Origin of the sequence: Streptomyces yokosukanensis, assembly GCF_001514035.1 — a bacterium.
Classification (GTDB): Bacteria; Actinomycetota; Actinomycetes; order Streptomycetales; family Streptomycetaceae; genus Streptomyces; species Streptomyces yokosukanensis.
On sequence record NZ_KQ948215.1, the window covers coordinates 81,107 to 106,451 of the forward strand.

Annotated in this window: 40 protein-coding genes; 5 read left to right on the forward strand and 35 right to left on the reverse strand. The window is 68.3% G+C overall.

The window, feature by feature from the left end; genetic code table 11:
• The 16 genes from AQI95_RS24635 to AQI95_RS24710 form a co-directional block, all read right to left on the reverse strand.
• Positions 1–1,377: a hypothetical protein gene (locus AQI95_RS24635; protein ID WP_067127771.1), complete on the reverse strand. Its 1,377-nt coding sequence runs from the start codon at positions 1,375–1,377 to the stop codon at positions 1–3.
• Positions 1,374–2,240 (reverse strand): hypothetical protein, encoded by an 867-nt coding sequence (locus AQI95_RS24640; protein WP_067127774.1) that lies wholly within the window; start codon positions 2,238–2,240, stop codon positions 1,374–1,376. Before AQI95_RS24640 ends, AQI95_RS24635 begins: the two co-directional genes overlap by 4 nt.
• Before the next feature lie 512 nt (positions 2,241–2,752).
• On the reverse strand, positions 2,753–3,220 hold the full coding sequence (locus AQI95_RS24645) for a hypothetical protein (protein WP_067127777.1): 468 nt from the start codon (positions 3,218–3,220) through the stop codon (positions 2,753–2,755).
• A 6-nt stretch (positions 3,221–3,226) separates the two neighbouring features.
• Complete coding sequence (locus AQI95_RS24650; RefSeq protein WP_159056566.1) at positions 3,227–3,637, reverse strand: hypothetical protein; 411 nt, start codon at positions 3,635–3,637, stop codon at positions 3,227–3,229.
• A 103-nt stretch (positions 3,638–3,740) separates the two neighbouring features.
• Positions 3,741–5,144 (reverse strand): phage major capsid protein, encoded by a 1,404-nt coding sequence (locus AQI95_RS24655; RefSeq protein WP_067127784.1) that lies wholly within the window; start codon positions 5,142–5,144, stop codon positions 3,741–3,743.
• Positions 5,141–6,382 (reverse strand): head maturation protease, ClpP-related, encoded by a 1,242-nt coding sequence (locus AQI95_RS24660; RefSeq protein ID WP_067127787.1) that lies wholly within the window; start codon positions 6,380–6,382, stop codon positions 5,141–5,143. The genes AQI95_RS24655 and AQI95_RS24660 overlap by 4 nt, the downstream gene beginning before the upstream one ends.
• Positions 6,382–8,007: a phage portal protein gene (locus AQI95_RS24665; protein ID WP_067127790.1), complete on the reverse strand. Its 1,626-nt coding sequence runs from the start codon at positions 8,005–8,007 to the stop codon at positions 6,382–6,384. Before AQI95_RS24665 ends, AQI95_RS24660 begins: the two co-directional genes overlap by 1 nt.
• Positions 8,004–8,285, reverse strand: a complete 282-nt coding sequence (locus AQI95_RS24670; RefSeq protein WP_067127793.1) for a hypothetical protein — start codon at positions 8,283–8,285, stop codon at positions 8,004–8,006. The genes AQI95_RS24665 and AQI95_RS24670 overlap by 4 nt, the downstream gene beginning before the upstream one ends.
• A 156-nt stretch (positions 8,286–8,441) precedes the next feature.
• A complete protein-coding gene (locus AQI95_RS24675; RefSeq protein ID WP_244188839.1) occupies positions 8,442–9,770 on the reverse strand; it encodes a phage terminase large subunit in 1,329 nt (442 codons plus the stop codon).
• Entirely contained in the window at positions 9,767–10,045 is a 279-nt protein-coding gene (locus AQI95_RS49155; RefSeq protein WP_079071474.1) for an endonuclease VII domain-containing protein, read from the reverse strand. The genes AQI95_RS24675 and AQI95_RS49155 overlap by 4 nt, the downstream gene beginning before the upstream one ends.
• Positions 10,046–10,554: 509 nt before the next feature.
• Entirely contained in the window at positions 10,555–11,067 is a 513-nt protein-coding gene (locus AQI95_RS24685) for a helix-turn-helix domain containing protein (RefSeq protein ID WP_159056567.1), read from the reverse strand.
• A gap of 145 nt (positions 11,068–11,212) precedes the next feature.
• Positions 11,213–11,440 (reverse strand): hypothetical protein, encoded by a 228-nt coding sequence (locus tag AQI95_RS24690; RefSeq protein WP_067127802.1) that lies wholly within the window; start codon positions 11,438–11,440, stop codon positions 11,213–11,215.
• Positions 11,441–11,466: 26 nt separating this feature from the next.
• Complete coding sequence (locus AQI95_RS24695) at positions 11,467–11,820, reverse strand: beta barrel domain-containing protein (RefSeq protein ID WP_067127805.1); 354 nt, start codon at positions 11,818–11,820, stop codon at positions 11,467–11,469.
• Between the two features lie 30 nt (positions 11,821–11,850).
• Entirely contained in the window at positions 11,851–12,066 is a 216-nt protein-coding gene (locus AQI95_RS24700) for a hypothetical protein (RefSeq protein ID WP_067127808.1), read from the reverse strand.
• 56 nt (positions 12,067–12,122) lie between these two features.
• A complete protein-coding gene (locus tag AQI95_RS24705; protein WP_067127811.1) occupies positions 12,123–12,326 on the reverse strand; it encodes a hypothetical protein in 204 nt (67 codons plus the stop codon).
• 12 nt (positions 12,327–12,338) lie between these two features.
• Positions 12,339–12,677 (reverse strand): DUF6011 domain-containing protein, encoded by a 339-nt coding sequence (locus AQI95_RS24710; RefSeq protein WP_067127815.1) that lies wholly within the window; start codon positions 12,675–12,677, stop codon positions 12,339–12,341.
• Positions 12,678–12,784: 107 nt separating this feature from the next.
• Here AQI95_RS24710 and AQI95_RS24715 point away from each other — a divergent pair, with 107 nt between their 5' ends.
• The 3 genes from AQI95_RS24715 to AQI95_RS24725 are packed head-to-tail and all read left to right on the forward strand — an operon-like array spanning position 12,785 to position 13,568.
• Positions 12,785–12,982, forward strand: a complete 198-nt coding sequence (locus AQI95_RS24715; protein ID WP_067127818.1) for a hypothetical protein — start codon at positions 12,785–12,787, stop codon at positions 12,980–12,982.
• Positions 12,979–13,245, forward strand: coding sequence for a hypothetical protein (locus tag AQI95_RS24720; RefSeq protein ID WP_067127821.1), 267 nt, complete (start codon positions 12,979–12,981; stop codon positions 13,243–13,245). Before AQI95_RS24715 ends, AQI95_RS24720 begins: the two co-directional genes overlap by 4 nt.
• Positions 13,242–13,568 (forward strand): helix-turn-helix domain-containing protein, encoded by a 327-nt coding sequence (locus AQI95_RS24725; RefSeq protein ID WP_067127825.1) that lies wholly within the window; start codon positions 13,242–13,244, stop codon positions 13,566–13,568. Before AQI95_RS24720 ends, AQI95_RS24725 begins: the two co-directional genes overlap by 4 nt.
• 50 nt (positions 13,569–13,618) lie before the next feature.
• Here AQI95_RS24725 and AQI95_RS24730 read toward each other — a convergent pair whose 3' ends face one another.
• The 7 genes from AQI95_RS24730 to AQI95_RS24750 form a co-directional block, all read right to left on the reverse strand.
• Positions 13,619–13,837 (reverse strand): hypothetical protein, encoded by a 219-nt coding sequence (locus AQI95_RS24730; protein WP_067127828.1) that lies wholly within the window; start codon positions 13,835–13,837, stop codon positions 13,619–13,621.
• 191 nt (positions 13,838–14,028) lie between these two features.
• Positions 14,029–15,789, reverse strand: coding sequence for an FtsK/SpoIIIE domain-containing protein (locus AQI95_RS24735; protein ID WP_067127831.1), 1,761 nt, complete (start codon positions 15,787–15,789; stop codon positions 14,029–14,031).
• A gap of 58 nt (positions 15,790–15,847) precedes the next feature.
• Entirely contained in the window at positions 15,848–16,771 is a 924-nt protein-coding gene (locus AQI95_RS24740; protein WP_067127834.1) for a hypothetical protein, read from the reverse strand.
• 16 nt (positions 16,772–16,787) lie between these two features.
• Positions 16,788–17,039, reverse strand: coding sequence for a hypothetical protein (locus tag AQI95_RS24745; RefSeq protein WP_067127835.1), 252 nt, complete (start codon positions 17,037–17,039; stop codon positions 16,788–16,790).
• Between the two features lie 227 nt (positions 17,040–17,266).
• Positions 17,267–17,404 carry a hypothetical protein gene (locus AQI95_RS47415; RefSeq protein ID WP_159056568.1) on the reverse strand — a complete coding sequence of 46 codons (138 nt, stop codon included), beginning with the start codon at positions 17,402–17,404 and terminating at the stop codon, positions 17,267–17,269.
• A 136-nt stretch (positions 17,405–17,540) separates the two neighbouring features.
• A complete protein-coding gene (locus AQI95_RS47420) occupies positions 17,541–17,687 on the reverse strand; it encodes a hypothetical protein (protein ID WP_159056569.1) in 147 nt (48 codons plus the stop codon).
• Positions 17,684–17,890, reverse strand: coding sequence for a hypothetical protein (locus AQI95_RS24750; protein ID WP_067127838.1), 207 nt, complete (start codon positions 17,888–17,890; stop codon positions 17,684–17,686). Before AQI95_RS24750 ends, AQI95_RS47420 begins: the two co-directional genes overlap by 4 nt.
• A gap of 258 nt (positions 17,891–18,148) precedes the next feature.
• On the opposite strand from AQI95_RS24750, the gene AQI95_RS24755 reads away from it, so the two are divergent.
• Complete coding sequence (locus AQI95_RS24755) at positions 18,149–18,592, forward strand: hypothetical protein (protein ID WP_159056570.1); 444 nt, start codon at positions 18,149–18,151, stop codon at positions 18,590–18,592.
• 33 nt (positions 18,593–18,625) lie between these two features.
• A complete protein-coding gene (locus tag AQI95_RS24760; protein ID WP_067127845.1) occupies positions 18,626–18,898 on the forward strand; it encodes a hypothetical protein in 273 nt (90 codons plus the stop codon).
• Positions 18,899–19,028: 130 nt separating this feature from the next.
• Here AQI95_RS24760 and AQI95_RS24765 read toward each other — a convergent pair whose 3' ends face one another.
• From AQI95_RS24765 to AQI95_RS45165, 12 genes are all read right to left on the reverse strand, one after another.
• Complete coding sequence (locus AQI95_RS24765) at positions 19,029–19,475, reverse strand: hypothetical protein (protein ID WP_067127847.1); 447 nt, start codon at positions 19,473–19,475, stop codon at positions 19,029–19,031.
• Complete coding sequence (locus AQI95_RS48045) at positions 19,472–19,645, reverse strand: hypothetical protein (RefSeq protein WP_167361960.1); 174 nt, start codon at positions 19,643–19,645, stop codon at positions 19,472–19,474. The genes AQI95_RS24765 and AQI95_RS48045 overlap by 4 nt, the downstream gene beginning before the upstream one ends.
• Positions 19,646–19,870: 225 nt before the next feature.
• Positions 19,871–20,248, reverse strand: a complete 378-nt coding sequence (locus AQI95_RS24770; protein ID WP_067127849.1) for a hypothetical protein — start codon at positions 20,246–20,248, stop codon at positions 19,871–19,873.
• Between the two features lie 53 nt (positions 20,249–20,301).
• Positions 20,302–20,601, reverse strand: coding sequence for an FDXHR family putative zinc-binding protein (locus tag AQI95_RS24775; protein WP_067127852.1), 300 nt, complete (start codon positions 20,599–20,601; stop codon positions 20,302–20,304).
• 124 nt (positions 20,602–20,725) lie between these two features.
• Positions 20,726–21,904, reverse strand: a complete 1,179-nt coding sequence (locus AQI95_RS24780; RefSeq protein WP_067127855.1) for a hypothetical protein — start codon at positions 21,902–21,904, stop codon at positions 20,726–20,728.
• A gap of 82 nt (positions 21,905–21,986) precedes the next feature.
• The gene (locus tag AQI95_RS24785) at positions 21,987–22,805 is read right to left on the reverse strand and encodes a deazapurine DNA modification protein DpdA family protein (protein WP_067127858.1); all 819 of its coding nucleotides are present in this window, start codon (positions 22,803–22,805) and stop codon (positions 21,987–21,989) included.
• A gap of 2 nt (positions 22,806–22,807) precedes the next feature.
• Positions 22,808–23,332 (reverse strand): VUT family protein, encoded by a 525-nt coding sequence (locus tag AQI95_RS24790; protein WP_067127861.1) that lies wholly within the window; start codon positions 23,330–23,332, stop codon positions 22,808–22,810.
• Complete coding sequence (locus AQI95_RS24795; RefSeq protein WP_067127864.1) at positions 23,329–23,829, reverse strand: hypothetical protein; 501 nt, start codon at positions 23,827–23,829, stop codon at positions 23,329–23,331. The genes AQI95_RS24790 and AQI95_RS24795 overlap by 4 nt, the downstream gene beginning before the upstream one ends.
• Positions 23,830–23,894: 65 nt before the next feature.
• Positions 23,895–24,722 carry a phosphoadenosine phosphosulfate reductase gene (locus AQI95_RS24800; protein ID WP_107121734.1) on the reverse strand — a complete coding sequence of 276 codons (828 nt, stop codon included), beginning with the start codon at positions 24,720–24,722 and terminating at the stop codon, positions 23,895–23,897.
• 46 nt (positions 24,723–24,768) lie between these two features.
• Complete coding sequence (locus tag AQI95_RS47425) at positions 24,769–24,927, reverse strand: hypothetical protein (protein WP_159056571.1); 159 nt, start codon at positions 24,925–24,927, stop codon at positions 24,769–24,771.
• Positions 24,918–25,127, reverse strand: a complete 210-nt coding sequence (locus tag AQI95_RS47430) for a hypothetical protein (protein WP_159056572.1) — start codon at positions 25,125–25,127, stop codon at positions 24,918–24,920. Before AQI95_RS47430 ends, AQI95_RS47425 begins: the two co-directional genes overlap by 10 nt.
• Positions 25,127–25,345, reverse strand: a 219-nt coding sequence (locus AQI95_RS45165) for a DnaB-like helicase C-terminal domain-containing protein (protein WP_244188840.1), incomplete at its 5' end; no start/stop codon positions are given. The genes AQI95_RS47430 and AQI95_RS45165, both read right to left, overlap by 1 nt.

Genomic DNA, 25,345 nt, shown 5'->3' on the forward strand with positions numbered 1-25,345 from the left:
TCACACCACCCTGATCCGCGACTTGCGGCCGTGCTCGGTGTACGTCTGGTCGCGGAGGTTCTGAATCGCGTCCGCAGAGACTCGGCCCGCGGACTGACCCGTCGTGGACGCCTTCATGAACCAGCCGGCCCGCTCCTGAGTCAGCTGAGTGATGGCCTCAGCCTTGGTCAGCTGGTGCACGAGACCAGGCGGGTCCCACCGGTACACGGTGCTGCCTGATCCGTGCGTGTCGGCGGTCGTGCCGAGCGCGCCGCGGGTCACGGTCAGGGTTCGCGGCGCGTAGATCGTGGCGGCGGTGTGAGCGGCGAGGACGGTCCCGTCGTAGGCCCGCTCGACCGTCAGTGCATTGCCTGCGATGTCGTCGATCCGCATCCGCTCGGAGTCGAGCAGGAGCACCTCGTCGACCGCGTACTTCGTGCCGTCGGATACCGCAAGACTGACGTCGCCCTTGCTGGCGGTGATGGTGCCGGTCTGCCCTGTGCTGCTCTCGGTCCGCTCGCTGACGATCAGCCGCTCGGAGTCGACGCGTAGCACGCTGCCGACACCGACGACCGCCGAGGTGGGACCGTCCACGCTGATCGTGGTGGCTGTCGCGGTGGTAACTGCTGCGGTGAGGATGCCGAGGGCGGTCTCTGTATTGCGGTAGCCGTACAGGCCTGTGATGGCGACGTCCCGTTGCGGCGTCGACCCCACTCCGAATGAATACGGCTGGTCGCGGCGAAGCTCGATGTATGTGTACGGGGGCCCAGAGCTGACGGGTTCGAAGTTGCAGGCGGACAGCGGGATCGTCACGGCGCCACTGGTGACCGCGCTGGGGACCGCGGCGAGTTCCCACTGGTCGAACCAGATCCGCCACGGGTACGCGTACTGGAAGTTGGGCCAGTCGTAGTAGCGGGTCGCAACGACCGGGTAGAAGCGGCGGTGACAGAGCGCATCCACGCTGCGCGACGCCGCTTCGAGGGCTGCGTCGATCTCACGCCGGTTCCGGGCTGTCACCTTGACGTCGAGGGCGCGCTGGACGTCCTCGCGAGTCGCGTACCAAACGCCGTCGGGGCTCGTGTTGGTAGCGTCCGCGGATGCCGGTGCGGCGACCGTGACAGTCTCCGTGGCCGTCACCGGTGCGCTGCTCTTCAGCCCGGACCACGTGGCGAGGTACAGGCCTGCGGTGAGGGTGCTGGTCGGGGTCCAGGCGTAGCCGTAGCTGCCCGTGCCCGGGTGGGTTATGCCGGAGGCGGTGGCAGCGAGCGCTGTTGCGCCAGTGGCGACGCTGGTGATGGTGATCGTGGGTGTGGCGTCGAGGTTGGTGAGGCTGCCGCCCTCGAAGTCGAACCACTGCGACAGGAGCGTGACCGTCCGACCGGCGATGACTTCGCTCATGTCCACACCCCCGGAGTGCCGCCAGTAGTGCACAGGTGCCAGCCACCCGCCGAGTCGAGGACGACGTCACCGGTCGTCCACGTGCCTGTGCCTGGTGCGCCAGAGGTGGCCTTGAACCCGGCGAGGCGAATGTTGCTCAGCCCGTTCTTCTTTCCGAGTGCGGCAACGCCGGTCCCGGAGTCGATATCGTGCACATTGTCGAATGGACTCGTGCCGAACTGCGCGCGCCCGATCAGGTGAGGGCCGGCCGATTCGAGGCGCAGGACGTTGCTCTGCGACCCGGTGAAGTCAGCGTTCGACCATGCGGAGATAGTGACGTCGAGGCCGCCGATTTCAAGGTCGAGGCCGCCGCCGGTAGTCCGGAATCGGAACGCGCCAGTGCCGTCGCCGCGCTTCACGGTGAGGTTGGCGCCGCTGATGTTGAGATCGCCGGTCATCGTGCCGCCGGCCAGTTGCAGCAGAGCGGCCAGGGCCGCGGCGAGGCCGGTGATTTGCGACTGAGCGAGGGCCACGGGGTCGCTGCCGCCGGACCCGTGGGAGGCGGCGTGGGCGGTAGGGGTACGCGCGTCCGACAGACGGCTGTCATTGCCCTGCGCGGCGGTGCCTGCAATCGTGCCGTAGGACACGGCGAGCGTGCGGTCCGCGGCGAGCGTGCCACCGCCGGTCAGGCCCGTACCCGCAATGATCTGCGTCGCCGTCGAGGCTTTCCCGGCGTCTGCGGCGTCGACGTACGCCTTCGCGGTGGCCGAGTTGGAGGTGTCCGGGGAGGAGTCGTTCAGCACGAGATCACCGGTCATGGTGTCGCCCGACTTGTTCACCTTGCGGGCGTCGCCGGTGGTGCTGACGTAGCCAGTTGCGGTCATGCTGTCTCCTCCTCCCAGACGTTCGTGCTACTCAGGACTCGTCGGACTTACGGGAGTCCGCCGTACGACCCCGGCCCTTCTGCGATCCCGTCGAAGAGCCCTGCCGGCGGCTCCGGCCGGACCCAGTCGCGGGGGTACTGCCATCCGTCGAATCGGCAGAAGAAGGTTCCTGGCTCGCTTGGGGGTCCGGGTTCGAGGGGTTCTCCGTCGCGTGGGCACGCGCTGGGTGGTCCGACGACGTTGGGGTCTCGCTCGAACTCGGCGCGTGCTTGCCTGCGGATGTCGAGGAGCTGGTACCAGCTGATACGTCATCACTCCCTTCGGGTGCGATGTAGCCGGGCTCTCCCGGCTCGGCTGCCGCGTTGGTGGGGCCCGCGGCGACCGTGATGCGAGGCATTTCGTCCTCCTTCATGCGGTCGGCAAACCGGGGCGCGGGGGCCTGGCACTGGGGGCAGCGCAGCAAGCCCACCGCGAACCGGCACGTGCACGTCGGGCACGTCTCGACTGCCACGTCAGGCCGCCGTGACCGAAGCCGCCGTGTCGAGCGGGATGTACAGCAGGTCCCACTTCACCGAGCCCGTCGAGCTGGCCACGGTCTTCAGGTCGATCGTTCCGGGGTGCAGCAGCAGCCACGTCGCCGACGGGGTGATGTTGCCGCCCGCGTTGTTCACCGCCGCGGTACCGCCGAGCGTGGTCGGCAGCGTCACGGTCGCGCCGACTTCCTTGCCGTTGACGTCGCCGGTGGCGTTCGTCAGGTTCACCGCCGTACCACTGGTCGGGGTGCCGATCAGCTGCACAGTGGTGGCCTGCGCCTGAATCGCCGTGGTGACCTCACCGACCAGAGCGACGACGAGGATCCGCCCGCCGCTGACGGTGAAGATCGAAGACTGCGCGGTCTGCGGAAGCCCGGCCGTAGCGCGAGACACCGCGATGCCAGCCGCGATGAGGCGGACGTCCTTGTTCTGGATGAGCGTCGTCATCTGGTGTCAGCTCCCCAGGACTTCGAGGTTCGCCGGCTTCCGCGCTACGACCAGGTCGTGCAGGATCGCCGTGACCAGACCGGAGCCGCCGACGCTGACCTTCACGTAGTCGTTGGGGTCGGCGAGCTGCGACGTCAGCACGCTGAAGACCACCGTGCCGGACGCGCTGGTGACCGCGTTGGACGCCGCCTGAGTGGCCTCCACCCACGCGGCCGTGCCGTTCGTCGCGGTGCACGTCTGCTTCCGGGTGACGATGTTCCCCGGGCTGGAGTAGGAACCGCCGAAGCTGCTGCTGGCGGTGACGGTGAACGTGTCGTTCCCCGTGCAAACGAAGGTGACCGCGGACGCGCCGCGCATCTTGAACGCGTTGCCTGCGGCGATCGGGATCACGTTGAAGACGCGCCCGAGTCCGTACATGCCTGCCATGGTGTTACCTCCCCGGCGGGGCGTTACTGCCGCCGATCAAGCCCGGCTGGGCGGGATGGGCCCAGCCATCACGTGATGGCTGGGGTCGAACTGGTTACGGTCGGGAAGCGAGCTGGACGACCGGCGACAGCGTGTTGGAACTGCCGTTCTTCGGGGTGATGGCGCTCTGAAGCCACGGGCGGCCGTCGACACGCTCGACCACGCGGTACGCGGTCTTGTCGTTCGCGAACCGGTAGTGCTCGCTGGAGCTGGTCTCCATCTGCATCCGGTCGCCGATGAGGTAGTACGACAGGTCGACGAACGAGATGTCGCCGGTGGTGCCGAGCGGGCCGACCTTCTCGGTGAAGTACACGGGACGGCCGAGGATCGTGGCCGGCGGGGCGTCCATGCCGCCCTGGCCGCCGGACATGTTGCCGATCCAGACGGGGCCGCCGCCGGTACCGACGGACAGAGCCATCGTGGCCAGCTGGGGGAACGTGTCGATGGAGCAGATCCACACCGCGCGGCCCAGCGACGTGGGCAGCATGCGGGAGTACATCTTGACGATGTTCTCCCACACGATCGTGCCGGACGGCTGGCCGGACTCGGCGGGGACCTGGACGGACACCGGGGAGTTGATGAAGCCGAGCGGTTCACCCACACCGGTGCCGGAGAGGAACGCGACGTCCTCGAACCAACTGATCGCCTTCGGGAACGTCCCACTGAAGAACCCGGAGAACGCCGGGGCGTCCATCAGTAGCTCGTTGGGGACCTCGGCGTACGCGGTGAGCTTCCGGGCGTCGAGGACGACCCGGCCGAACGACGCCTGCGATTCGGTGAGGCCCGCGGCTTCCTCGGTCCAGTAGCCGACGACGCCACCGAGGATGCTGGACTGGTGGGACGTGTCGTCGATCATCGGGATCGGGACCCGCAGCGACGACATCGGGATGACCGTGGCGCGCGGCCGGACGACCGCGGTTTCGAGGGCAACCTGAAGGATCTCGGAGCGCAGCTCCTCCGGGATCAGGAACCCACCGTCCGCCGGGACCTCACTGCCGTAGCTGTTCTGGATCTCGGTGAGCTTCTCCAGCTTCGGCCGGAGCTGCTCGAAGTCGCGGAGCCGGTCCGCCTTGTACCAGGTGGCACGGAAGTAGTCGCTGGCGTCGTCGAAGATGCCGTCCGCGCGGGCGCCGGGAGCGCGCTTGTTGTACAGGCTGTTGCGGGCACCCGCGCCGAGCCCCTGGATCTCCGGGCGCAGGTTCGCCGCGCGCGTGCCCGCCAGGTCCACCGGGGGCTTGGCGTCGCTGCCGTTGTTCTTGAGGTACTCGGCGAGGACGAGCTGCATCTGCTCGCGGGCCTGAGCGTTGATCTCACCGCGGTTCGACTTGTCGACCGCGTTCGCGTAGCCCTCGATGAACTGCTGCAGCGTCTCCTTGGACGCCCACAGCTCCTTCGTCTTCTCGGTGTCGTTGAGAACCTCGGCCAGTGCCGCCGGGGAGTCCGGGATGGTGGTGGTCACTTCGTCGCCTCCTCGGCGTCTACCAGCCACGCCGGAAGCGGCGCGGTGTCGTGGTTGTGGAGCCAGCCGGGCAGTCCGGCATGATCCTGGGGTTCGTCCTTGCCGTCGTCGCCGCCCTTGTTGGCGTCGTCGAGGTGGGCCTGCAGATGGGCCTTCACCCCGGCCTTGTCGCCGGCCGGGATGGAGGAGCCTTCGAGGCGGGCGAGACCGTTACGGCAGGCGGCAAGGTTCGCGGGGCCGCCCTTGCTCTTGTGGTGGGGGAACTTGTACGACGACTTCTTGTCGTCGGCGTCGCCGTCCGGGTCGTCCGCGGTCGTGCCGTCATCGGCAGACGAGTCCATCCACGCGTGGCAGTACTGCAGCACGCTCGCGTCGTTCGGCATCGCCGCGACCGCGGCCGGCCCGTCCCACGGCTCATCCACGGTCGCCGTGTGGTGTACCGGGAGCGCCTTGTTCGTCAGCGGCATCGACTCGACGCCGTGCACGGGCGCCGGCTGCTCGGCCTTGGGCTCCGCCGGCTGTGCTGCCGTGGCCTTGGGTGCAGCCGCCGGTGCGGCTGAGTTCTGCAGCCGGTCCGGTACGTGCGCGAACACGCTGAGGTCGAACTGGGCTACCGCGGCGAGCGCGTTCTGTTCCGGCCGTTCCGCCACCCGATGCGCCAGGCCGGCCGCTACTGCCTCGTCGGCGGTGTACCAGGTTTCGTGACGCATCGCGGTACGCCAGTTCTCGGCGTCGCCGCCGGCCCGGTCGGCGTAGATGCTGGCGAGGTTGTCGGAGACCTTGTCGAGGAGGTCTGCGAGGTCGCGCATGTCGCCTGCGTTGCCGAAGCACGCCCCGCTCGCGTCGTGGATCATCACCATGGCGCCGGGTGCGACAACCCGTGTGGTGCCGGCCTGCGCTATGAACGAGGCTGCGGACGCAGCGAGGCCATCGACCACGGTCGTCACGTTTCCGGGGCGTTGGGCCAACGAGTTGTAGATCGCGATGCCGTCGAAGACGTCCCCACCTGGGGAGTTGATGTGGACCTCAAGGTCGCCGGTGATCTGCGACAGCTCGTTGACGAAGTCGACTGCGGTCACGCCCTCGGAGAACCACGAGCCGCCGATCTCGTCGTAGATGTCGACCCGCGTCGGACCACCAGCCGTGTTACGTATAACCCGGTACCAGCCGGCCGCGGGGGGCTGCTGCACAAGGTTGGTCAGGCGCCGGGCTCGGCGGCGCATCGCTTCGATGTCCATCAGGCACCTGCCCGGTTCCAGGCGAGCTGGCGCGCCATCAGCGCCTCCAGTGCGTCGGTCGTCTCGTTGTTGTCCTTGCGCCGCTTGACGACCGTGCAGCGGCACTGATTGCCGTACTCGGCGCCGATGCAGTCCTTGTAGCCCTGGCCGTCCGGGTAGTCGGCGTAAGCGTCGGCCCGGTTCTTGTAGGTCTGACCGTCGTTGTCCGCGCAGGGCTTGCAGGTGTTTTCGTCGTGGTGCGCGACAGCCACCCAACGCTGCGCGTTCTCGATGTCCTCGCGGAACAGGGCGCCGACTGCAGCGCCCTTCGACGGCGCGTTCGGCGCAGGCTGCTCTGTGCCGCTCTCACCCGGTGCCGGAGCCGCCACCCAGCCCGGGGGCAGCGCCGGTTCCTGCGTGGCTTTCTCGACGACGTCCATGTCCGGCAGGCCCACGGTCTCCAGTACGGCGTGCGGCTCGTACCCGGCGTTCACCAGCGTCTGAGCGGCCGACGCCTTCGACTGCAACTCCAGTGCATCGGCTTCACGGTTCGAGGTGACGGGGTCCTCGTAGTCCAGCTCGACGCCCTCGCCCGTGCTGCCGAAGAGGGGGAGGTAGCAGCAGTTGAGGGTGTCCCGCCAGCGGTCGAGCCTGTCAGTGAGAAGGAAGCTTTCGAAGTGCTCTTGGGCTGTGACCGAGTTGGCGCGGTTGACGTCGTCGGTCGTGCCCAGGATCGCCTTGTGAATGCTGAAGGCCTCGCGAATCACGTCCCGGGAGACGTTCCGCAAGTTGCCGAAATCCATGTCTTTCATGGACATCGAGTTCGGCACCCACTGCGCGCCCTGTTCCAGGACTGCCACACGGTGCGCGGCACCGACGCCGCGGTGCGCCTCACGCCATCGGCTGGTGAATTCGTTCCACTCGTCGTCACTGAGGCGCCTGTCGACCTGGATCACACCGCCAGGGGTGGCCGAGTTCAGGAAGAAATTCCGGTTCCACTGCGCGCTGTACCGGGCGGCGTCGATGTCGACGAGGATCGCCTGAATCGGCCCCAACCCGCGGTATGGGTCGAACGGGTTCGGGTACTTGACCTGGATGACCTCGTTCGGCTGAAGTGGCACAGCCTCACCCGACGGACCGCGGTAGACATAGCCCGCGAGGTAGTCGTCGCGGCTGGGGATCGGGTCGATTCGGTCCGGGCGTACCGGCCACAGACCGGTGGGGAATGTCGCACGTGAGTCTCGCTGCACGATGAGGTACGCCTCGCCGGTCAGATCCAGGTACGTCTGCGCCAGCTCCCGCAACTGGAACCCGGACATGAAGGGGTTCGGGCGCTGCCAGACAGATATCGCCTGGTGCTTGATGACCTCAGTCCGCTCGTCCGACCCCCGGTCACCGGTCGTGTAGCGGCGACGTCCATCCTGCGGCTGCTGCCGGTAGAGATGCCAGCCCTTCTTGGCGGTCTGCCGGGCGAGCATGCTGACGATGCTGAAGACCGTGCCGCTGGCTCCGTAGGCGCGCATGTAACTCGTCGGGTCGGCGCCGCCGTCCATCATCGACTGCCGCAGAAACCCGCGGCCGGCGTACGGAACGGGCGGCTGGCCGGCACTGCTCTTGGCGAGGAGTTTCCCGAAGAGGCTGGTCACATGTCACCGCCGGACGGCGGTGGGTCGAGTTTCCAGTCGAGGAGCAGCACGGTGACGCCGGTGGTGATCCAACCAGCGATCGTGTTGGCCTCGAACGCGCCGACGTCGATGCAGCCCAATCCGGTGACGGTGAGGAGGCTGCCGGACAGGCGCGCGGCGGTGGCCTGCACGTGGGCGGCGAGACGCTGAGCAGCACGAGTGACCGTGGCCGGGACGCGCAGCCGGCGGGATTCCGGCTGGGTGGCGCGGGCGAGGGTGTCGTAGAGCGTGGTAGCCACGTACCCTCCCCTGCTCGCACACCCGAGACTGTCGGAACCCGACAGCAGCATGTTCTCAGCCGTGTCAAGCAGAACGGACGCCACTCCCGTAAATACGGCGATCCAGGCGACCAGCGTGCGCTAGCGGAATGTTGCTACCTCGACAGCTGGTCCGCGTCAGCCGAGGACCCGCACCCGCGGCGTCCCACCCAAATCCCGCTCCGCGACCATGTAGCGGGCGGCATCCATACTGTGGTCGTTGGCCTTGACGGGCTCCTCCTTCAGCCCGCCCGCATTGCCCGGTTTCACCGCCCATACATAGCCGGCGACTTCCTCGGCGAGGCCGATCGGGAGCGACGCGACGTCCATCTCTGGGTCGCGGTCCAACAGGGCGTTCCGGAACACGAACAGCCGCGCCTTGCTGTCGCCTTGCACCTTCAGTCGGGCGGAGAACGCTTGGATGCCGTCGCTGACGCCCTTGTGCGCAGCCTGCGTGCCCATGCCGATCTTGCGTTCCAGGGTGGCGCGGTCTTCGGCGTCGTGGTCGGTGATGATGGCGCGCGGCCGGGGCTGGCCGGCGAGGAGCCGATCCCGGATCACCTCGGCGTGGTCCTCGACCAGCATGCGGGTCCGAACCCACTCACGGATGAGGTAGAGCCGGCCGTCACTGTCCTCGGCCCACAGCTGCGCCACGAAGGGGTTGGTGAACCCGAAGTCGATGGTGACCCACCTGGACCACGATGCAGGTACGTCGAACGGCTCGACCACGTGCACCGGGTCGGACCAGCCCTCGTACACCATGCCTTCCGCGGCGGCCCAGATGCCTTCCCGGTAGCGGAGCCTGCGGACGCCGGTAAGGGCGTCGAGTTTGGCCATGTAGTCGACGCCGCGCTCGGTCAGGGTGCCGTCGAGATTGACGTAGAGCGGGTTGTCGCGGTGCAGGCTGTGGATCATCCGCATGGCGCCCTCGTCGCAGCGCTGCTTGATCCAGTGCTTCGGGTGATCCGGGTTGCAGGCGAGAACGATCTGCCGGTACGTCGCCGCGTTGCCCCGGAGACGGGTAATCAGGGTCTCCAACGCTGTCAAGCTGATCTGCGTGGCTTCGTCGACGTAGATCCTGCTGAACTCGGTGCTCAGGAACTTCTCGGGCCTGTCTAGGCCACCGACGAGGATCTCGGCGCCGTTCGCGAACTGGTAGGCGGGCGGCTTGCGGGGGCTGCCGCCGAACCAGCGGACGATGCCGTCGGCGAGCGCCGCGGTGGATACCTGCTGCTCGAACGTCACCAGGGTGGACCCGGTGAGCGCGGCATGGGTCTGGCGGACGATCAGGCTGCGACAGCCGGGCACCATCAGCGACGTGTAGAACGCCTTTTGCAGCATCGCGAGGCTCTTGCCGGTACCAGCTGGGCCCGCGATCGTGATCTCTTGGTCCTTCGCCGAGAGAAGCTCCTTGGCCCCACCTCTTGGCTCGTACCGGACCACCGTCCGCGCGTCAGTCGTTGTCACGACCGGCCCCGCGCGAGGTAGCCAATCGCCGACTCGAAACGGGCCGGATCGTCTCGGAACATCCCCAGAACGCGGTTGCAGTCCTCGCACAGCAGGCCACGCAGGCATTCCCCACAGGACTTCTTACGGCCAGGACAGCACGCGTGGTCGTGGTCCACGGCCAGCGACGTACCTTCACCCGGCGCCACTCGGCAGATGGCGCAGCCGCCGCCCTGCGCCGCGAGCATGCTGTCGTAGTGGTCGGCACTGATGCCGTAGTTGCGCCGAAGCCGCATATCCCTATCGCATCGCCTGCAGTACCCACTGAGCCCGTCGGACTGACGTGCCTTCGGGTAGAACTCGCTGACGTTCCTCCACTGCGCGCAAGTGCTGCACCGCTTACGTCCGCGCTCGTCTCGTTCGGTTGAGCGGTGGTGATAGCGGAGCGGAGTCAGTTCCTTCCCCCGCTTCTTCTGCAGCATGTGGCCCTGGCACAGGTCTCGACTCAACCGGGGCTTCTCGCAGCCCTCGAAGGTGCACACCCTCACGACGAGGGCCGGGAATGGTGCCCCCGCCACGCCCTTCTGTCGCCACTCTCGCCAATGCGCGTGACAGTAGCCCTTGGCGCAGTGGGCGCGTTCGCATCCGGGCACGTCACAGGTACGCTTGCTCATGTCGATCCTGCTTCCATCAGGTCGGCCATGCCCCGGGAGTGTTCGCAGCGCTCGCCGGGGTCCTTTGTCACCCCTGATTCTACCGTTTCTGCAGGTCAACTTGACTCTGAATGACGGCAGTTCGGTGCACGTCACGCGAGGTCCTGCGGGTCGACGCCGACCAGCTGGTAGGTGACGCCGCCGGAGTGCTCGACCTTCGCGGGCTTCTTCATGCCGGTCAAAGACTGGACCGATTCCAGGCACTGGCGGGCCGAGTTGATCGCCGCAATGACCGGAGCATGGTCACGGAGCGGGTTGCCGTCGTCGCCGACCACGATCCGGCCGTGCGAGACGATGACGTGGTCTGCCTCGATCACCTCGGTGGCCTTGGCGAACAGGTACTCCATGCGGTCCAGGTGGACGCGGAGGGCTTCCTCGCCGGCCTCTTGGACGACCTCGCGGACGGCGCGGCGCACGGCTGACATGGCGGCCCATTTGCTGATGCCGAAGTGCTTCGCGGTCTCGGTGTAGCTGTGGCTGCCCTGTGCCCAGTGGTCGGCGATGGCTGCGTCTTCGGCGGCTTTTTCGGGTGTGCGGACGTAGCGGCCCATTCCGTTTCGGGCGTCTTGGTTGGGGTTGTATGGGGGGTTGTCGTTGGCGGTCACGGCGTTCCCTCCCTGTGGTTGCGTTGGTTACCTGGTGGCGTGTTTTGATGGTAACGATGCGTGCAACCGGGGTGGCGGCTGAGGGCGCGCGCAGGGAGAAGCCCCCTCCGTCGGGCGTCGGAGGGGGCTTCGGCCATGCAAGGGATCAGTCGTCGATGCCTGCGCCCTTCAGGGCGTCGAGTACGGCGTCGAGGTCTTTCCGTAGCTGGATGGATTCCTTCTGGGTCATCTCGGCTGCCTCGTGGGTGGCGCTCGGGCAGTTCATCTTGAGGATGTCCATGGCCTGGCCGTTGTAGTGATCGATGGCCTCGGCGTAGTCGAGGACGAACTTGGCGGCGAGTTGGAGGGCGGCGAGGGTCTTGTCGTCGGTCATGGGGTCCATCCTGTCGTGTCGGGCGGTCAGGCGGCAGGCTGGATAACGGCGAGGAGGGCGCGGAGCTGGTCGGTGGTGACCTCGGAACGCACCTCGTGCTTGACGTCGATCCCGGCCTGCCGTAGCCGTTCCAAGAGGCCGGTCCGCTGCTTCAGCTCGTCGTACTGCTCCGGCGTGTACAGCCGTTCCCGGGCGCCGTACTGGCTGTCCTCGACGCCGTCGGGGTGGAAGCGTCCGCTGTACTCGCGGCCGTTCTCCCGGGTCACGTACAGGTACTTGCGGCCGATCCGGGAGACGGTGACGGGCTCGTCGCTGCAGTGGCGGTTTCCGGTGGCGAGGATCAGCGGGTCGCCGACCTTGACGTCGGGCAGTCCGGTCATGGCGGGTTCCTTTCGGCGGTGGGTTGAGCGTCAGTCGAGGGAGATGTAGGCGCTGAGGCGGGCCGGGGCCACAGTGTCGGTGTCACCCCACGAATGACGGACACTGACAGCCCCCACGTCGCGATTCCCGCGCGGGGCCCGGATGTTGGTGACGGTGACGGGATAGTTGCCGTCCAGCATGGTGGTACCGCCGACGGGGATCGGTTGGCCGCCGTAGGCGATGAGTCGGGGCTTGGGCTTGGCCATGGTGGGTTCCTGTCGTGGCGGTGGGTTGAGCGTATGGCGGGGGTCAAGCGGCGGGGTCAGAAGCCGCCGCCGGGGAAGATGGCTGCCCGGCTGGTCGCGGCGGGCGGCCGGACCATGTCGAGGTAGTGATACAGGGCGCGGGCCGAGGGGCTGAGGCTGTTCCAGTCGGCGGCGTCGAGGTCGGCGACGATCTCGCGGATCTCGGTCGGGGACAGGTTGATGGTGATGGTGCCGTCGTCGGCGACCTTGATGATCTGCACGGGGTTCTCCTCTCATGCCGCGAGCAGCATGCGGGCGGCGAGCTGGTGGTAGCAGCGGGAGCCCTTCAGGCCCGCGGGGCAGGTGCAGCCGGTGGGGGCGGTCTTGTAGGTCTCGGTGCCGTCGGTGGAGACCGCGATGAACACCACGGACTTCAGCGGGACGATCGCGCCGTCCTCGATCAACTCGCGGGCCGAGGCCACCTGGTGGGCCTTGTAGTCGGTGGCGTTCACGGTCTGCTCGGCGTGGCGGATGTGGCGGGCGCAGGTGGGGCCGTAGCCGGTGGCCTGGCTCTTGGCGCTGGTGAGGGTACGGCGGCAGCGGAGGCAGTTGGTGTGGGTGGTGTTCTGCATTGCGGCCCCCTTGGTTCGGGTTACCTCCCGCCCTGCTCACGGGTGGTTAACCACCTCCAATATGGCACAGGCTGGACGGGTGGTCAACCACCTGTCAGAATCTCCTCATGGCCAACCAGCACAAGGAGAAACTCCGAGGTATCCGGGGCGTCGACGAAGCCCTCTGGACAGACTTCGACCATGCCGCCAAAGCCGCAGGCAGCGACCGCAGCAAGGTCACACGAGAACTGTGGGAATGGTTCGTTGGCCGCCCGGGCGCCGAACTGCCGGAGCGCCCGGCAAGCAGCGAGGAGAAGGCCGCATGAGCCGCAAATGGAGCCCGGCCGCTGAGGTGGCACGGGACGGACTGTTCGACCAGTTGAGGTTCAGCGGCCTGACCGTCGCGGAGTGCTGGAAGTTGATCGATGACTTCGCGCACGCACTTGCGGAGCAGCAACGTCACTGGGCTGAGGGCTCGATCGAGTTCGGAGACCCCGGGGGGCTGTCGCGGGAGGCGCTGCCGGGCGCACTGTGGACCGCCGACCTGATCGACCCACGCCCTGCGGGCAGCGAGGAGAAGGCCACATGAGCGAGGGCGCGAAGAACCCGCTCGGCCCTGCCGGGCACAACGCGCGGCGCAACGTGCAACTTCTGCGCGAGCAGCGTCGCTACTCCTACGTCGAACTCTCCGAGCGCCTCGCCAGAGAGGGTCGCTCCATCCCCGTCCTCGGACTGAGCCGACTGGAGCGAGGGGAACGCCGCGTCGACGTTGACGATCTCGTGGCGCTGGCAGCGGTCTTCGGCCTCAGCCCCCAGCAGCTGCTGGAGCCGCCAGCAGAATGCGAGAACTGCCACGGTGCCCCACCGCCTGGCTTCATCTGCGCCGGCTGCGGCACACAGCCCACCGCATGACGAAGGCCCCGCCCGGACAGATCCGGAGCGGGGCCGTTGCACGCCTGCTGTCAGCCGGGGTAGTCGTCGCCGAGCACCTCACGCCGCGCTTTGTCCGCCTTCTCGTTCAACGCGTTCGTCGCCCGCATCGCAGCGATCGTGACCGCGATGCCGGCCAGAGCGAGGATCACCTGCACGACCGTGCCGACGATGTGGATGTCCGTGGTTGCTTCGGCCACGATCAACGCGATCACACCGCCGCACACCCAGGCGAACCAGATCCGTGACATGGCGAGGCCCTGTCCTCCACGGGGGAAGAGGACAGGGCCGGCACTCTCGCCAAACTCAGTGTCGCAGCACTGTCAACCAGTGTCTGCGGGGGTCGGAATCGGGGTCGGACAGAAACCGCGCGCCCGACCCGGCGCAGCACCCGGCACCGACCCCCTATCCGCCCCCATTGCAAACCCAATGACCTGCGCGTTTACCGTCCGGCTATCGCCTGCGCTTCCCACGCCCCGACTGGCACCAGACGCCACGTCTGGGTGTCTTCGCAGCGCTCGATTTCGGGGCGCAACGCACGGGCTGCGTCGAGTACCTGCTTCTCCCCGAGCGTGGTCGCCTGCTCCAACTCGCGGCGCGTCATGTTGCCGTACTTGGTGAGCGCGGCACGCACCTTGTCCTGGTTCGTCGCGCCCGCTGTGGGGAGGATCAGCCGCTTGCCGACTGGTGCACGCACGGTCGTAGCGCCGATCCGAGCGACCTCGGACCTGAACTCGTCGCCCGTCAGCCACATCCCCTTGTACGGGGCCGGCCGCTGGTGCATCGGGGACTGCAGTAGGAACTTGCCGGGCTGGTCCAGCTTCCCGGGCTCCCAACCTGGAGTGTTGCCGAAGATGAACCGGCGGTGGTCCGCGTCGTTCATCCTGGTGGAAAGCCTGTTGGCATAGTTGCCGCGGGCATCTGTGGTACCGCCGAACACCTTCCGGGATGGCTGCTGCGTGGCGGACAGGAAGTGCATCGCCGCAAACCGCATCAACGCCAGTAGCGACTCCTGTTTCTTCGACGCTGGGGTCTTCTTCCACTCCCCACCGTCACCCTGCCTGATCAGCTCGGCTAGCTCATCCTGGATGATCCACATGGCGGGCCGGCCGTGCTTTTGGGGGTCCCATTCCTGGTCGCCGTACTTGGCGAGGATCTCGCCGCGTTCGGCCAGCTCCTCTTGCAGCCAGTCAAGCAGGGCGTGTGCCTGCTCAGGGGTGGTGGCGAGGTCTTGCAGGATCGGCAGCATCGGGGTGAGTTCGGGCGCACCGGGCTTCAGATCCATGCCGTACAGGACCACGTCGGGCCGGTCCGCAAGCTGGACCGCGGCGGACCGAACCAGTGTGGACTTGCCGAACTTCGATGAACCAGCTGCCAAAGTGTGGTTGTAGGCCATGTCGAGCCAGACCTGGTTCAGGAACCGGTCCACGCCCAACAGGATCGGGTCGGTGAATCGGGCGCCGCTGGTCCGCTCGTAGGGGATCACGACGGTGAGCGGGTCTCCATCAATGAACTTTGCTACGAGCTGGTTCGTGAGCGCGCCGTCTTCCAGCATGAACTCGCCGGCCACGCCCATGCCTGAGGCCACCTTGTCCCATGCGGTCCGGAGCTTGGCCCGGTCCAGGTTCACGGGCAGGTCCAGGACTGCGGTCCATCCAGTCCTGGTCCGTTCCACGGTGCAGCCCAACAGCTCGGCCTGGAACAGTTCGTGGACCACGGTCCGCAGCTTGGTCTCTTCCACGGTCCTGCCGGTCAGGTTCGGTCCGGTCTTGGCTGGTTCGGGCGTGGCCTTCTGGACCAGCTGGTGATGGGCCATCTGCTGCCGGATCAGCGCGGTCTGGAGCTTCACCTGCTCCATGTCCATCTTGATCTCGTCGTGACGGGTGTGATGCAGATACGCGCCACGTGCCGCAGCGGCGAGTGCAACGGAGACCAGCCACGAGTAGAACGCCGGACCGCCGCCGACCCCGCCGGTAATGGCGGCCTGCGTGAACGCGACCGCTGCTGCTCCTGCGCCCCACGACAAGGTGGGTGACCACTTCTTGGCGAAGGAGACAAAGGACAGTTTGCCTGCCGCGAGGGCGGCTATGAACTCGACGGCGACGGCGTGGGAACCGTACTGCATGTCGGCGATGAGGGCGGCGGCGGATACGAGGCTGGGCAGGGCAACGGTGGGGATGATATCGGCGCGGCTGATCTTCACGGCGTGGGCTCCGGCGAGACAGGGCGGCCCCCACGCGCACGTGGGGGCCGGGCGGCGGTCAGTTGTACTGGTTGACGACGCTGGTCGCCTTCGTCAGGCGCCGGTATGCGGTGGACTCGGGGACGCCGAGGATCTCCGCGGCCCGGCTCTTGGTGATGTGCTCGCCCTTGCGGAGCAGGGTGACGAGGAGGTCCACCTGGTCCTCGGGCTGGACCGGCCGGTTCGCGCCGGCGTGGACTGCCTGAACCGGCTGCGGTTCGGGCGTGGACTCGATCTGGTCCACAGGCTGGTCAGCAGCCTGAACCGGCGTGGACTGGGCGGGGTTCACGATCTGGTCCACGGTGGTCCCGTCGGGCCGGCGCGCCTCCAGAGCGACTCTCAGCCGCACGGTTCGGTCACCGGTCCGCATCCGGTCCCATTCACCGAGGGCGAGAGCCTGCTCGGTGCCAGCCTGCTGCTGCAGGGTACGCAGGTAAGCCTCGTACTTGGGGTCGAGTTTGATGCGGATGGTGTGCATGCCGATCGCCCACACGCCTTTCGCGGCGGCGGAGACGAGGGCGCCAACGATGCCGACGAGGACAGCGTGGGTGCGTACGCCGTCGATGACGATTGCGGTCATGGACACGGTGAGCATTGCCAGCCCGGCGCGGTTCGGGACCGTGGCGCGGGTGCTGTCGTAGCGGAGGAGCCATGCGGCGATCAGTGCGGCTGCCCAGCCGGCATCGAACACGCCGGATACGAGGTAGGCAGCCCAGGCGGGGGCGAGCAGGAGGAGCATGCCGCCGATGGCGACGGTGCCCCACACGATCGCGCCGACGGTCATGAGGACAGCGACAGCGAAGAGGATGCGGCGCAGTGTGGCGTCGAGGTTGAACGGAAGCTTCGGTGGGGCGGGGGTGGTGTCGGGGACGGTGTACTCGACGGGCACGCCGTTCACGGTCTCGTTGATGGTTCGGGTCGGACGGTTGAACAGGCGGGCCATGGCGGGGAGCCTCCGGTCAGGGGTGGGTGCGGCGGGTGTGGGGTCGGTGGGTGCGCGCGTTCAGGAGGATCCAGCCGAGGCCGGCGATCAGGGCGGCTGCGCCGAGGTGTTGGGCTGCTCCGGCGAGGATGCCGTCGGCGATGGCGAGGACGAGGCCGGTCGCGATCTGTGCGAGGTGGCCGGTGCCGGTGGGGTGCATGGCGGCGAGGATGATCAGGCTGCCGATAAGGAGGTTGCGGATGAGGTGGTCGGGGCGGCGGCGTCGCATCGGGGCCTCCGGGGTGGTCTGGTCGGGTGGTGGCTGGCGGTTCTCCTTGGCGCCCGAGCGGGTCGGGCGCCGCGGGCAGCCGTCAGCTGTCCTCGTCGGTGGTGGGCTGGGTCGGGAGGCTCATGGAGAAGGTGACGGTGAAGTCGCCGTCGTCCTCGATCTCGACCTCGCTGCCCGCGTCAGGGTTGGTGTCGGCCATCGGGGTTCCCTTCTGTCGCGACCTGTGGTCAGCGCTCGGTCTTCGGGTAGTCGTGGCCGTCGGGGCCGCCAATGGGGTCCCAGCAGGTCAGGCCCTGGTCCAGTACGGCCTTGAACTCGCCGTCGGTGGTCTGCGCGAGTTGGTCCCGCAGGCGGTCTGTGCGCATTGCGTCGTCGAAACTCTGCTCGCGGCGGCCCATGTCATGTCTCCTTCGAGGTGAGGGTGCAGGTGTTGTCGGCTGGGTGCCGGGCTGGCGGTGACGGGGGGTTGGGTTCCGCCAGCCCGGCGGCTTGAGGGGCGGCTCAGTGAGTGGCGTTCTGGTCGTCCATGCGCTGGCGGATGTCGGCTGCAGCGTCGTAGTCGGCGCGGCAGTTCTCGACGGTCGCGGGTTCGGCGAGGATCTGGTTCGTGCGCGGGGTGAGGTCGGGTTCGGGCTGCTGCGTGGTCACTGCTTCCGCCCCGCCTTCAGGATCTCGTCGACGCTGTGTCCGGCGGCCTCGGCCTTTACGAATAGGTCGTTGGCGCGCCGTTCGGCGGCCGTCCAATCCGCGTCGTCGTCGCAGTTGCGGACGCCGACCCGGGCGCCGATGTCGCGGCAGGCTTGGGAGGCTTCGGCGTAGGCCTGTAGCGCGGGGCTTTGCTGCTCGCTCATGCGGTCACCGCCTGGCGGGGTGCGAGGGCGCGTTCCAGGCGGTCGAGGGCTTGCTGCCCGGCGGGCGGGAGGGGCTCGGTCGCGGGGGGTGGGCTGTTGCGCCTGCGCATCGGTACGCTTCACGTGGTCGTTCCTCCTGGTAGGCAGGTGGGATGGCTTGCCCGGCAGGGGTTGCGCCCCCTGCCGGGCCGTTCTGTTGGTGCTGTACGAACGTAGCGACTTCTTGCGTTCAGCGCAACAAGTCTGGGAGAGTGAGCCATGCCCGAAGACACGCCAGGAGAGGAGCAGCCGACGATGCTGTCCTTCACCGAGGCTGCCGATCGGCTCGTCGAAGACGGCATCGCCCAGAGCATGACGGCGGAGGGGCTGCGCAGGCTCGCCCGTGATCCGGCGTCCGGCTGGCCGATCGGGCCTGATGACTACCGCGTTGTGGGCAAGACGCGGATGCTCCCGTATGAGCTGCTCGCGCCGTACATGCAAGCGCGGAAGCGTGGACGGGGACCTGCCAAGCAACCACGGAAGAAGCGAGACAAGGTCATGGCCCAAGAGCAGGCGCTCAGCGCCGATGCGCGCGCGATCCTGGGGATCGTGTGGAAGTGGATCAGTGGTGCAAACGATGGATTCGGTACGGACGTCGGCGACCTGATGCACGAGCTGGAGTCAGCCGGGTACGGACCGGTCGAGGAGGCGTCGGATGGATGAGTTGGTGCGGTTCCCGCCTTCCCGGGATGCGATGTGAGTGCGGCATTCATCGCGGAGCAGGTGATCGGGTATGCACTGCTGGCAACCTTGATCGTCTTGGTGCTCGGCATGGTGGCCCGGCCGGCGAGCGCCGCGTGGGCCGCGTTCCGGGATTCTCGGGGTGATCTGCCGTGGCTGCTTCACGGTGTGCGCGTTGTGGTGCTTGTCGCGGTCTGCGCGGTGGCGATGGTGTTCTTCTTGGACTTCATGTTCTTCGGTAGCCAGTTCACGGCACTGTTGCTGCGGGCGTTCCTCCTGGACCTGTAGCCCGGCATGCGAGAAGCCCCCGGCACCTGTTCCGGGGGCTTCGTCGTGTTCGGGGAGCCACCCCGAGTAGCAGCGCCACCGGGTGTGAGCAGCTGGTCCGCCCGGCAGCACTCCCAGGATCACACCCGTGTCAAGCGGGATGGTTGCCTTCGAGGACGGCGGTCCACCGCTGGTAGTCGGCCGGTGTTATGGGGTGGATGGCCTGATATCCGAGAGGGGTCGGGTCGCTGGTGCGGGTGATCGGGTAGAGGGTGGCGCAGAGTTCGCGGAGAGCGGCTTCGGCGCGTTCGGCCCGTTCCACTGCCTCCACGGCGGCGGTGTTGAGCGCACGGTTGGCGATCTCCAGCCGCGCGGCCTTGTCTCGCTGCTGCTCCCAGTCGGCGACGGTGGGTGCAGCGTCTCCTCTGCCGCAGGCGGGGCAGTAGCCGCGGGCGACTGCGCGGAGGTCGGCGAGTTCCTTGCTCAGCTGTTCCTTTGCGGTCTCCTGTGAGGCGCAGATGTCGGCGAGGCCGAAGACGTCGAAGTTCTCCATGAACCATCGGGCGCGCGGGCTGAGGTCGTTGAACGGGTCGGTCATCGCTGTTTCTTTCGTGCTGCGCGTGTGAGGGCGCGCCGGGTGGCGCGGTTCGGTTGGGGGTCGGGTGTGTCGTCGGCTATGTGCTGTTCGGTGCGGGCGATGGTGGTCTGCCAGGTGGCGCCCGGGGTGCCGGCGCGCTCGCCCCTGGGGGCGCTGGATGGCCCGGTCATGCTGGCTCGCCTCGTCGTGCTGCTGCTCGTTCGCGTCGGGCGTCGGCTGCGGCCATGCGCATGAGCGCGCGTTCGATGACGATGGCGGGGATTTGGCCGGTGTAGCGGGTGGCGAGGATGCGTTCGGAGGTTCGGGTGAGGAGTTCGCGGGCTTGCGGTCGGCGGTGGGGCACGGTGGTGTCCTTGCTGGTTGGGGGCCGCGGTGGCGGCCCGGGGCGTGCGAGGTCAGGCGGTATGGAAGGTCCACCAGCCGTCGTATCCGTCGGGGATGGCCGGGTAGTTGGCGAGCATCGGCCGGAGCAGCGACAGGTGCGCGCCGATCAGTTCGGGTGCCTGAGCGCCCCAGTAGCGCTCGCCGTCCCAGCGGCCTTCACAGGTGCCGCCGTAGCGGCCGTCGTCGTGGCGGGCGAGGAACTCGGCGGCGTCCTTGGGGAGCGGGTTCTGGATGTCCCAGAGGTGGCCGACACAGGCGACGGTGACGCCTTGGCGGCGGCGGAACCAGACGGCGTCGAGGTACGCGGTGTTGTCGCCATCTGTGCGGAGTCCCTGGGGGGCGACGGCGTAGGGCTTGCGGCTGATGAGGAATCGGTCTTCGCGGTTCACGGGTGTCCTGTCTGTCGGGCGCCTGTGCGGGCGCTGGAGGCTCTGGGGCGGGTTCAGGCGTAGCGGCGGGTATCGCGGCCGTCTTCGGGTGCGGGGTGCTGCCAGAGGACGCCGTAGGGCTTCTGGACGGGGACGAGGCCGACGGTGGCGGGGTCGACGCAGCGGCGGTCTATGCCGTGCTTGCCGACGCGGTGCTTGTCGGCTGCTGAGTCGCAGCTGAAGGTGCGGTGGCATCCGTCTGCGGGGCAGTGGGAGCGGCCGGTGCCGGTCCACCAGGCGCCGCAGGTGTGGCTTGCTGCGTTCCAGGGGCGGGTGACGGTCTGGGTGTCGGCGGGGGTGAGGAGGTTGTCCATGAAGGTGCCTTCCGGGTGCAGAGGAAATTGATGGAGGGGTTGGGGGCTTGAGCGCGGGGCGTTCTCGGGTCTGAGCCCCGTGGCGGGCCCCGGCTGCCCGCATGCCAGCAGCCGGGGCAACGAGTCAGGCGTCGGCCAGTTCCCGGCATTCGGCGCAGGAGTTCGGTCCGACCGGGATGGTGTGGACGCAGCACTCCACGCCGTCGTCACGGACGTAGTGGGCGGGCGGGACGAACGGCGTCTCCTCGTCGTCGGCTGCCGCGGGCTGCTGCTCGGCGGCGCGGGCGCGGCGGAGCAGTTCGTCGAGCGCGCCCCTCGTGCCCGGGTATCCCTTGGCGATGACGAAGTTCCGCAGGTGCTCGGTCGGCATCTCGATCTCGCAGGTGATCCCGCAGTACGTGTGGTCACCGCGGGCGTGGTCGCGTTCGGTCGCCTCGCGGTCGGCGCGTTCCTCGTCGGTCTGGGCTGCCGCGGGCTGCTGCGCCACAGGGGCGGCCAGTTCGTCGGCGGCGTTCCGATCCCCGGCGAGCGCGCGGACGTCGAGGGGGATCTGCGTCCAGACTTCGCCGAGCCACTCCATCGCCCACTCGTCGCCGGTGAAGCTGGTCATCGACCGGTACACGGTGGCGAGCGCGGCGATCAGCGGGGCGCGCAGGTCGCGGAGTTCCTTGATCGTGGCGAGGAGAGCGGGCGCGGTGAGCAGGGTGAGCGGATCGGTGTCGGGCTGCTGCTGCGCCCCGGCTCCGTGCGCCTCGACGTCCAGTGCGGCCTTCCACCGGTCGAACTGCTCGGGCTCGATGCCGGCGAAGCCGTCGTAGTACGTGACCGGGCCGTCGTGCTTGTCATGCATGGGGGTGAACGTGTCGAGCACCTCGCGCAGCACGGCGGCCAGTTGCTCGGCTCGCCCCTGGTGCTTACGCAGCGCTTTGCATGCCTGCTCGTAGGCCCACGCAGTCGGGTACGGCTGGCGGTCGTGGGCGATGGCGAGGTCACGGTCGAGGCGCAGCCGGGCAACCAGCGGGCCGAGAGCGGCGAGCACGGCGCCCCGGGCGGTCTCCAGGACCTGGAAGCCGGGATCGGGCAGCAGGACGCCCTCCAGCGCCTCCTCGACGGATACGAGGAAGTCCTCGTCGGTCGGAGCAGCGGCTCGGTCCGTCGGCGGGGACACCACGGCAGACGCGGCGGGCAGGGCGAGCAGCGCGTCGACGTGCCGCTGGTAGTCGTGGGGCTCCAAGCAGTCGAAGGCGAATCCGTCGGCCTCGGCGAGGACTCGGCGGATCGCGTCACGGTCAGGCTGATGCATGATCAACTCCAGGTGGTGTGAGAGGGTCGGGGTGCCCCGGCCGGCGGCTGATTGGTGCAGTCGCCGGCCGTGGCGTTGGTGGTCACGCGGCGAACAGGTCGGCCTGTCGCCAGCGAGGTGGGGCGTTGACGATCCGCTGGTGCCAGCGGAGCGCGTAGGTCGCGCAGTTCGCGCAGTTCTTCGCCCGATGGGTGCATTCGGACAGTCGAGGGTTGCGGCGGCCTCCAACCGACCAGGCCATCGAGTCGGCAGAGACGAGCTGGTCGCCGTAGTCGGCAAGGCCGTCGGTCTTCACGCCAAAGCCGTGCAAGCGGAGCCCGCGGCTGGCGAAATAATCAACGATGCGGGCGATCTCTTCGGTGGCCTGCCGTCGACAGACGGAACCGAGGCCAACGACCGGGGCCGCAGCAAGGTCGATACCGGCGTCCGCGTACATCCGCGCGCACCGCTCGTAGTCCGCAAGGTCCCAGCCTTGGAGGACCGGTATCCATGGCAGGTCGGGGGCGATGCGCTGGAGTTCGAGGAAGTTCTCGACGGTGCGGCGCTGGTGCTCGGCGACGCTCAGGCCGGTGCCAGCGAAGTGCTGGCCGCCGATCGTGCCGCCGCTGATCACCCAGGGTTCGCACATCCAGTCCTGCGGCGCCGCCCACAGCAGACGCCCAAGTTGCTTGCTGTAGCGGCGGACCTCGGCGGCGTACTCCTCAGGGGTGGTGCGCCAGCCTCCGTGGTCCTTCAGCTCGGTGAACCCGCCGGAGTCGAGCGCCCAGTCGCGGCGCGCGGCCGGGAAGGGGCTGACGCGTCGGGCGAGCCGGTTGCGGGAGATGAACAGGGTCACGCCGTCGAGGCGCGGGTCGTCGTCCCAGAGCCAGTTCGCCATGTGGGTTCCGAGCATGAATCGCATGGCTACGCGGCCACCTCAACGCGGCGGGCCCGGTTCAGCAGGGCTATGACGGTGACGGCGGCGAGCGTCATCCACGCCTTGCCCAGCAGTTGGCCGGGTAGGTAGGCGAGCGAGCCGAACGCCAGCCACAGGAAGAGCAGGCTGTCCGCGGCCAGGCCGACGGCGTTCGAGGCGAGCATCGCCACCGTCAGCCCTCGGGTGCGCAGCGGCTCGTACACGGCAAAGTCCAGGGTCTCGGAGACGGCGAACGCCGCGGCGGAGGCGAGCGCCAGGGCCGGGGTGGCGAGCAGCCACGACAGCAGCGCGCCCACGGCGATGGCCGCGACGACCGCCACTCGGCCTGCCGCTTCCCGGGCGAGGTCGCGCAGGACGAGGGCGATGCCGACCGCGTACACGCCGGCTGGGGCCAGGTAGCCGAAGCCGACGGGGACGGCGCCGTAGTGGGTCACAGCCCAGTTCGCGGCGGGGATGGTGGCGATGTAGGCCGTCAGCAGGCAGCTGGCGGCGAGGATGCGGGGCGCGTTCACTGCTGGCCGTCCTCGTTCGCGGCAGCCGAACCAGCGGCGGCGGGGGCGGCGTACTCGTCGGACCAGTAGTGCCGCTTGTCCGCGGTCCGGTGGTCGCCGCGGTGCCGGATCGGCAGCGAGCAGCGGTCACCGTTGTTGGCGGCAGCGGACTGGCAGTTGGCGGCTTTCCCCAGCTCGGTGATCCGAGCGTCCGCGTGCATCAGCTCGCCGTGCCAGTAGTCGCGCTGCCCGGTCACGGTGGCGAGTTCGGCGCGGAGGCGGCGGACTTCGGTGACGAGCCGGGGCACGTCCTCACGTGCGTGGGCGATGAACTCGGCGTCGGCCTTGCCCATACCGCCGGAGGCGCGGCACGTCTCGCCGATCCAGGGGGAGACATCGGGCGTGTACTCGGTGCCCTGGAAGACCTCGGCGCCGACAGTGCACCAGGGTCCGGGGGTGGCGGTTGTGGCTCGGGTTTCGATGGCGTCGAGGTTGAGCTGCTGGTCGGGCTTGGTCATCGTGTCTCCTGGTGGGTGTGGGCCGGCGGGGCGGCAGGGATCAGACGGCGGGGTGGGCGCGGCGGTCAGGTGAAGCAGTAGCCGGAGTCGCAGGCCCCATCGGCCTCGTCGAACATCGGCAGCAGATCCACGCCGTCCGGGATCGCCTCACGCAGCGGACGGTTGAACCGGGTCAGCCAGACGTGGTCCTTGCCCAGCTCGTCACGCCGCTTGTTGAGCAGGTCTTCGAGCTGGCACGCCTTCTCGAACTCCTTCGGCTGCTCTCGGCGCATGTCGTGCCAGGTCTCCGGCCGGTGGAACGGGCAGAAGAAGCAGCTGGACTTGGGCGGGACGGGCAGGCCGGCCTCCCGGATGATGCGCGCGCAGTCGGTGCGCCGCAGGCCGAGGTCGAGCAGCGGGTAGGTGATGACCTCGTGCGGCTCCACGCGCCGGTTGTTCGCCCGGTGGATCTCGTCGACGGAGATACCGATCCCGATCGTCGCCGGGCTCTCGGCGGTCGCGCCGCGCCGCTTCAGCTCCTTCCCGATCACCTTGATCTTGAAGTCGGCGGTGCACGAGCGCTGGCCGGGCGCCCCGTTGGACATGCGGACGGGGATCGGCAGCGACCGTGATCCGGGGCGGGTAAGGCGGCCCATCAGGGTCTCGATGCTGCCGTCCCGCTTCACCCGGTCCAGGACGGCCAGCTCTATGCCGTGCTTGGCGGCGAAGGGGCGGGCGTACTCCTCGACGTACCGGATGGTGGCCGGGTTCTCGGAGTCGTCGCCGACGTTGGCCATGAGGAACAGCCGGAAGTCGATGCGGCCCTGGGCGGCGAGGACGAGGAGGGCGGTGGACTGGACGCCTCCTCCGTAGCTGATGGAGCGGATTGGGCGGGGCGGTGGGCTGCAGGTCATTAATGTCTCCGTGATGTCAGTGGGTGCCATGGCTATGAGGTGGCGGTCAGGCGGCGGGGTGGGCGGTCCGCTGTCGGTTGGTGATCCATGCGTGGTGGCAGTGGGGGCAGCGGTAGGCGGAGCGGATCTGGGTGTCGTCACGCCGTTCGGCTCGGGGCTGTATGCCGCGTTCCAGGCAGTTGGGGCAGGTGTCGGTCATGGGCATTTCCCACAGGGTGGTGGGGTGGGGCCGCTGGGTGCGGTGCCGCAGGGCCAGGCCCCTTTGCGCGGGATGTGGTAGGCGGGCTTGTCGGGTGCGGCGCCTTGTTCCGCAGCGGTCGGGGTGCGGCCGGCCAGGGAGAGCAGGAACGCTTTGAGGTCGCCTTGCTCCCGCATCGCGACGATGTCCGCGGAGTCGATGTCCATCAGGTCTCCTCCATGTCGACAATGCGGGCGTAGTGGCCCTGCCATCCGGCGGTGACGGTTGCGTTGTGACCCATGCGGTTCTTGGCGACGATGAAGTCGAATTCGCCAGCGCGGGGGGACTCGCGGTCGTAGTAGTCCTCGCGGTGCAGGAGGATCACGATGTTGGCGTTGTTCTCGATGCCACCGGATTCTCGGAGGTCTGACAGGGTTGGGGTCTT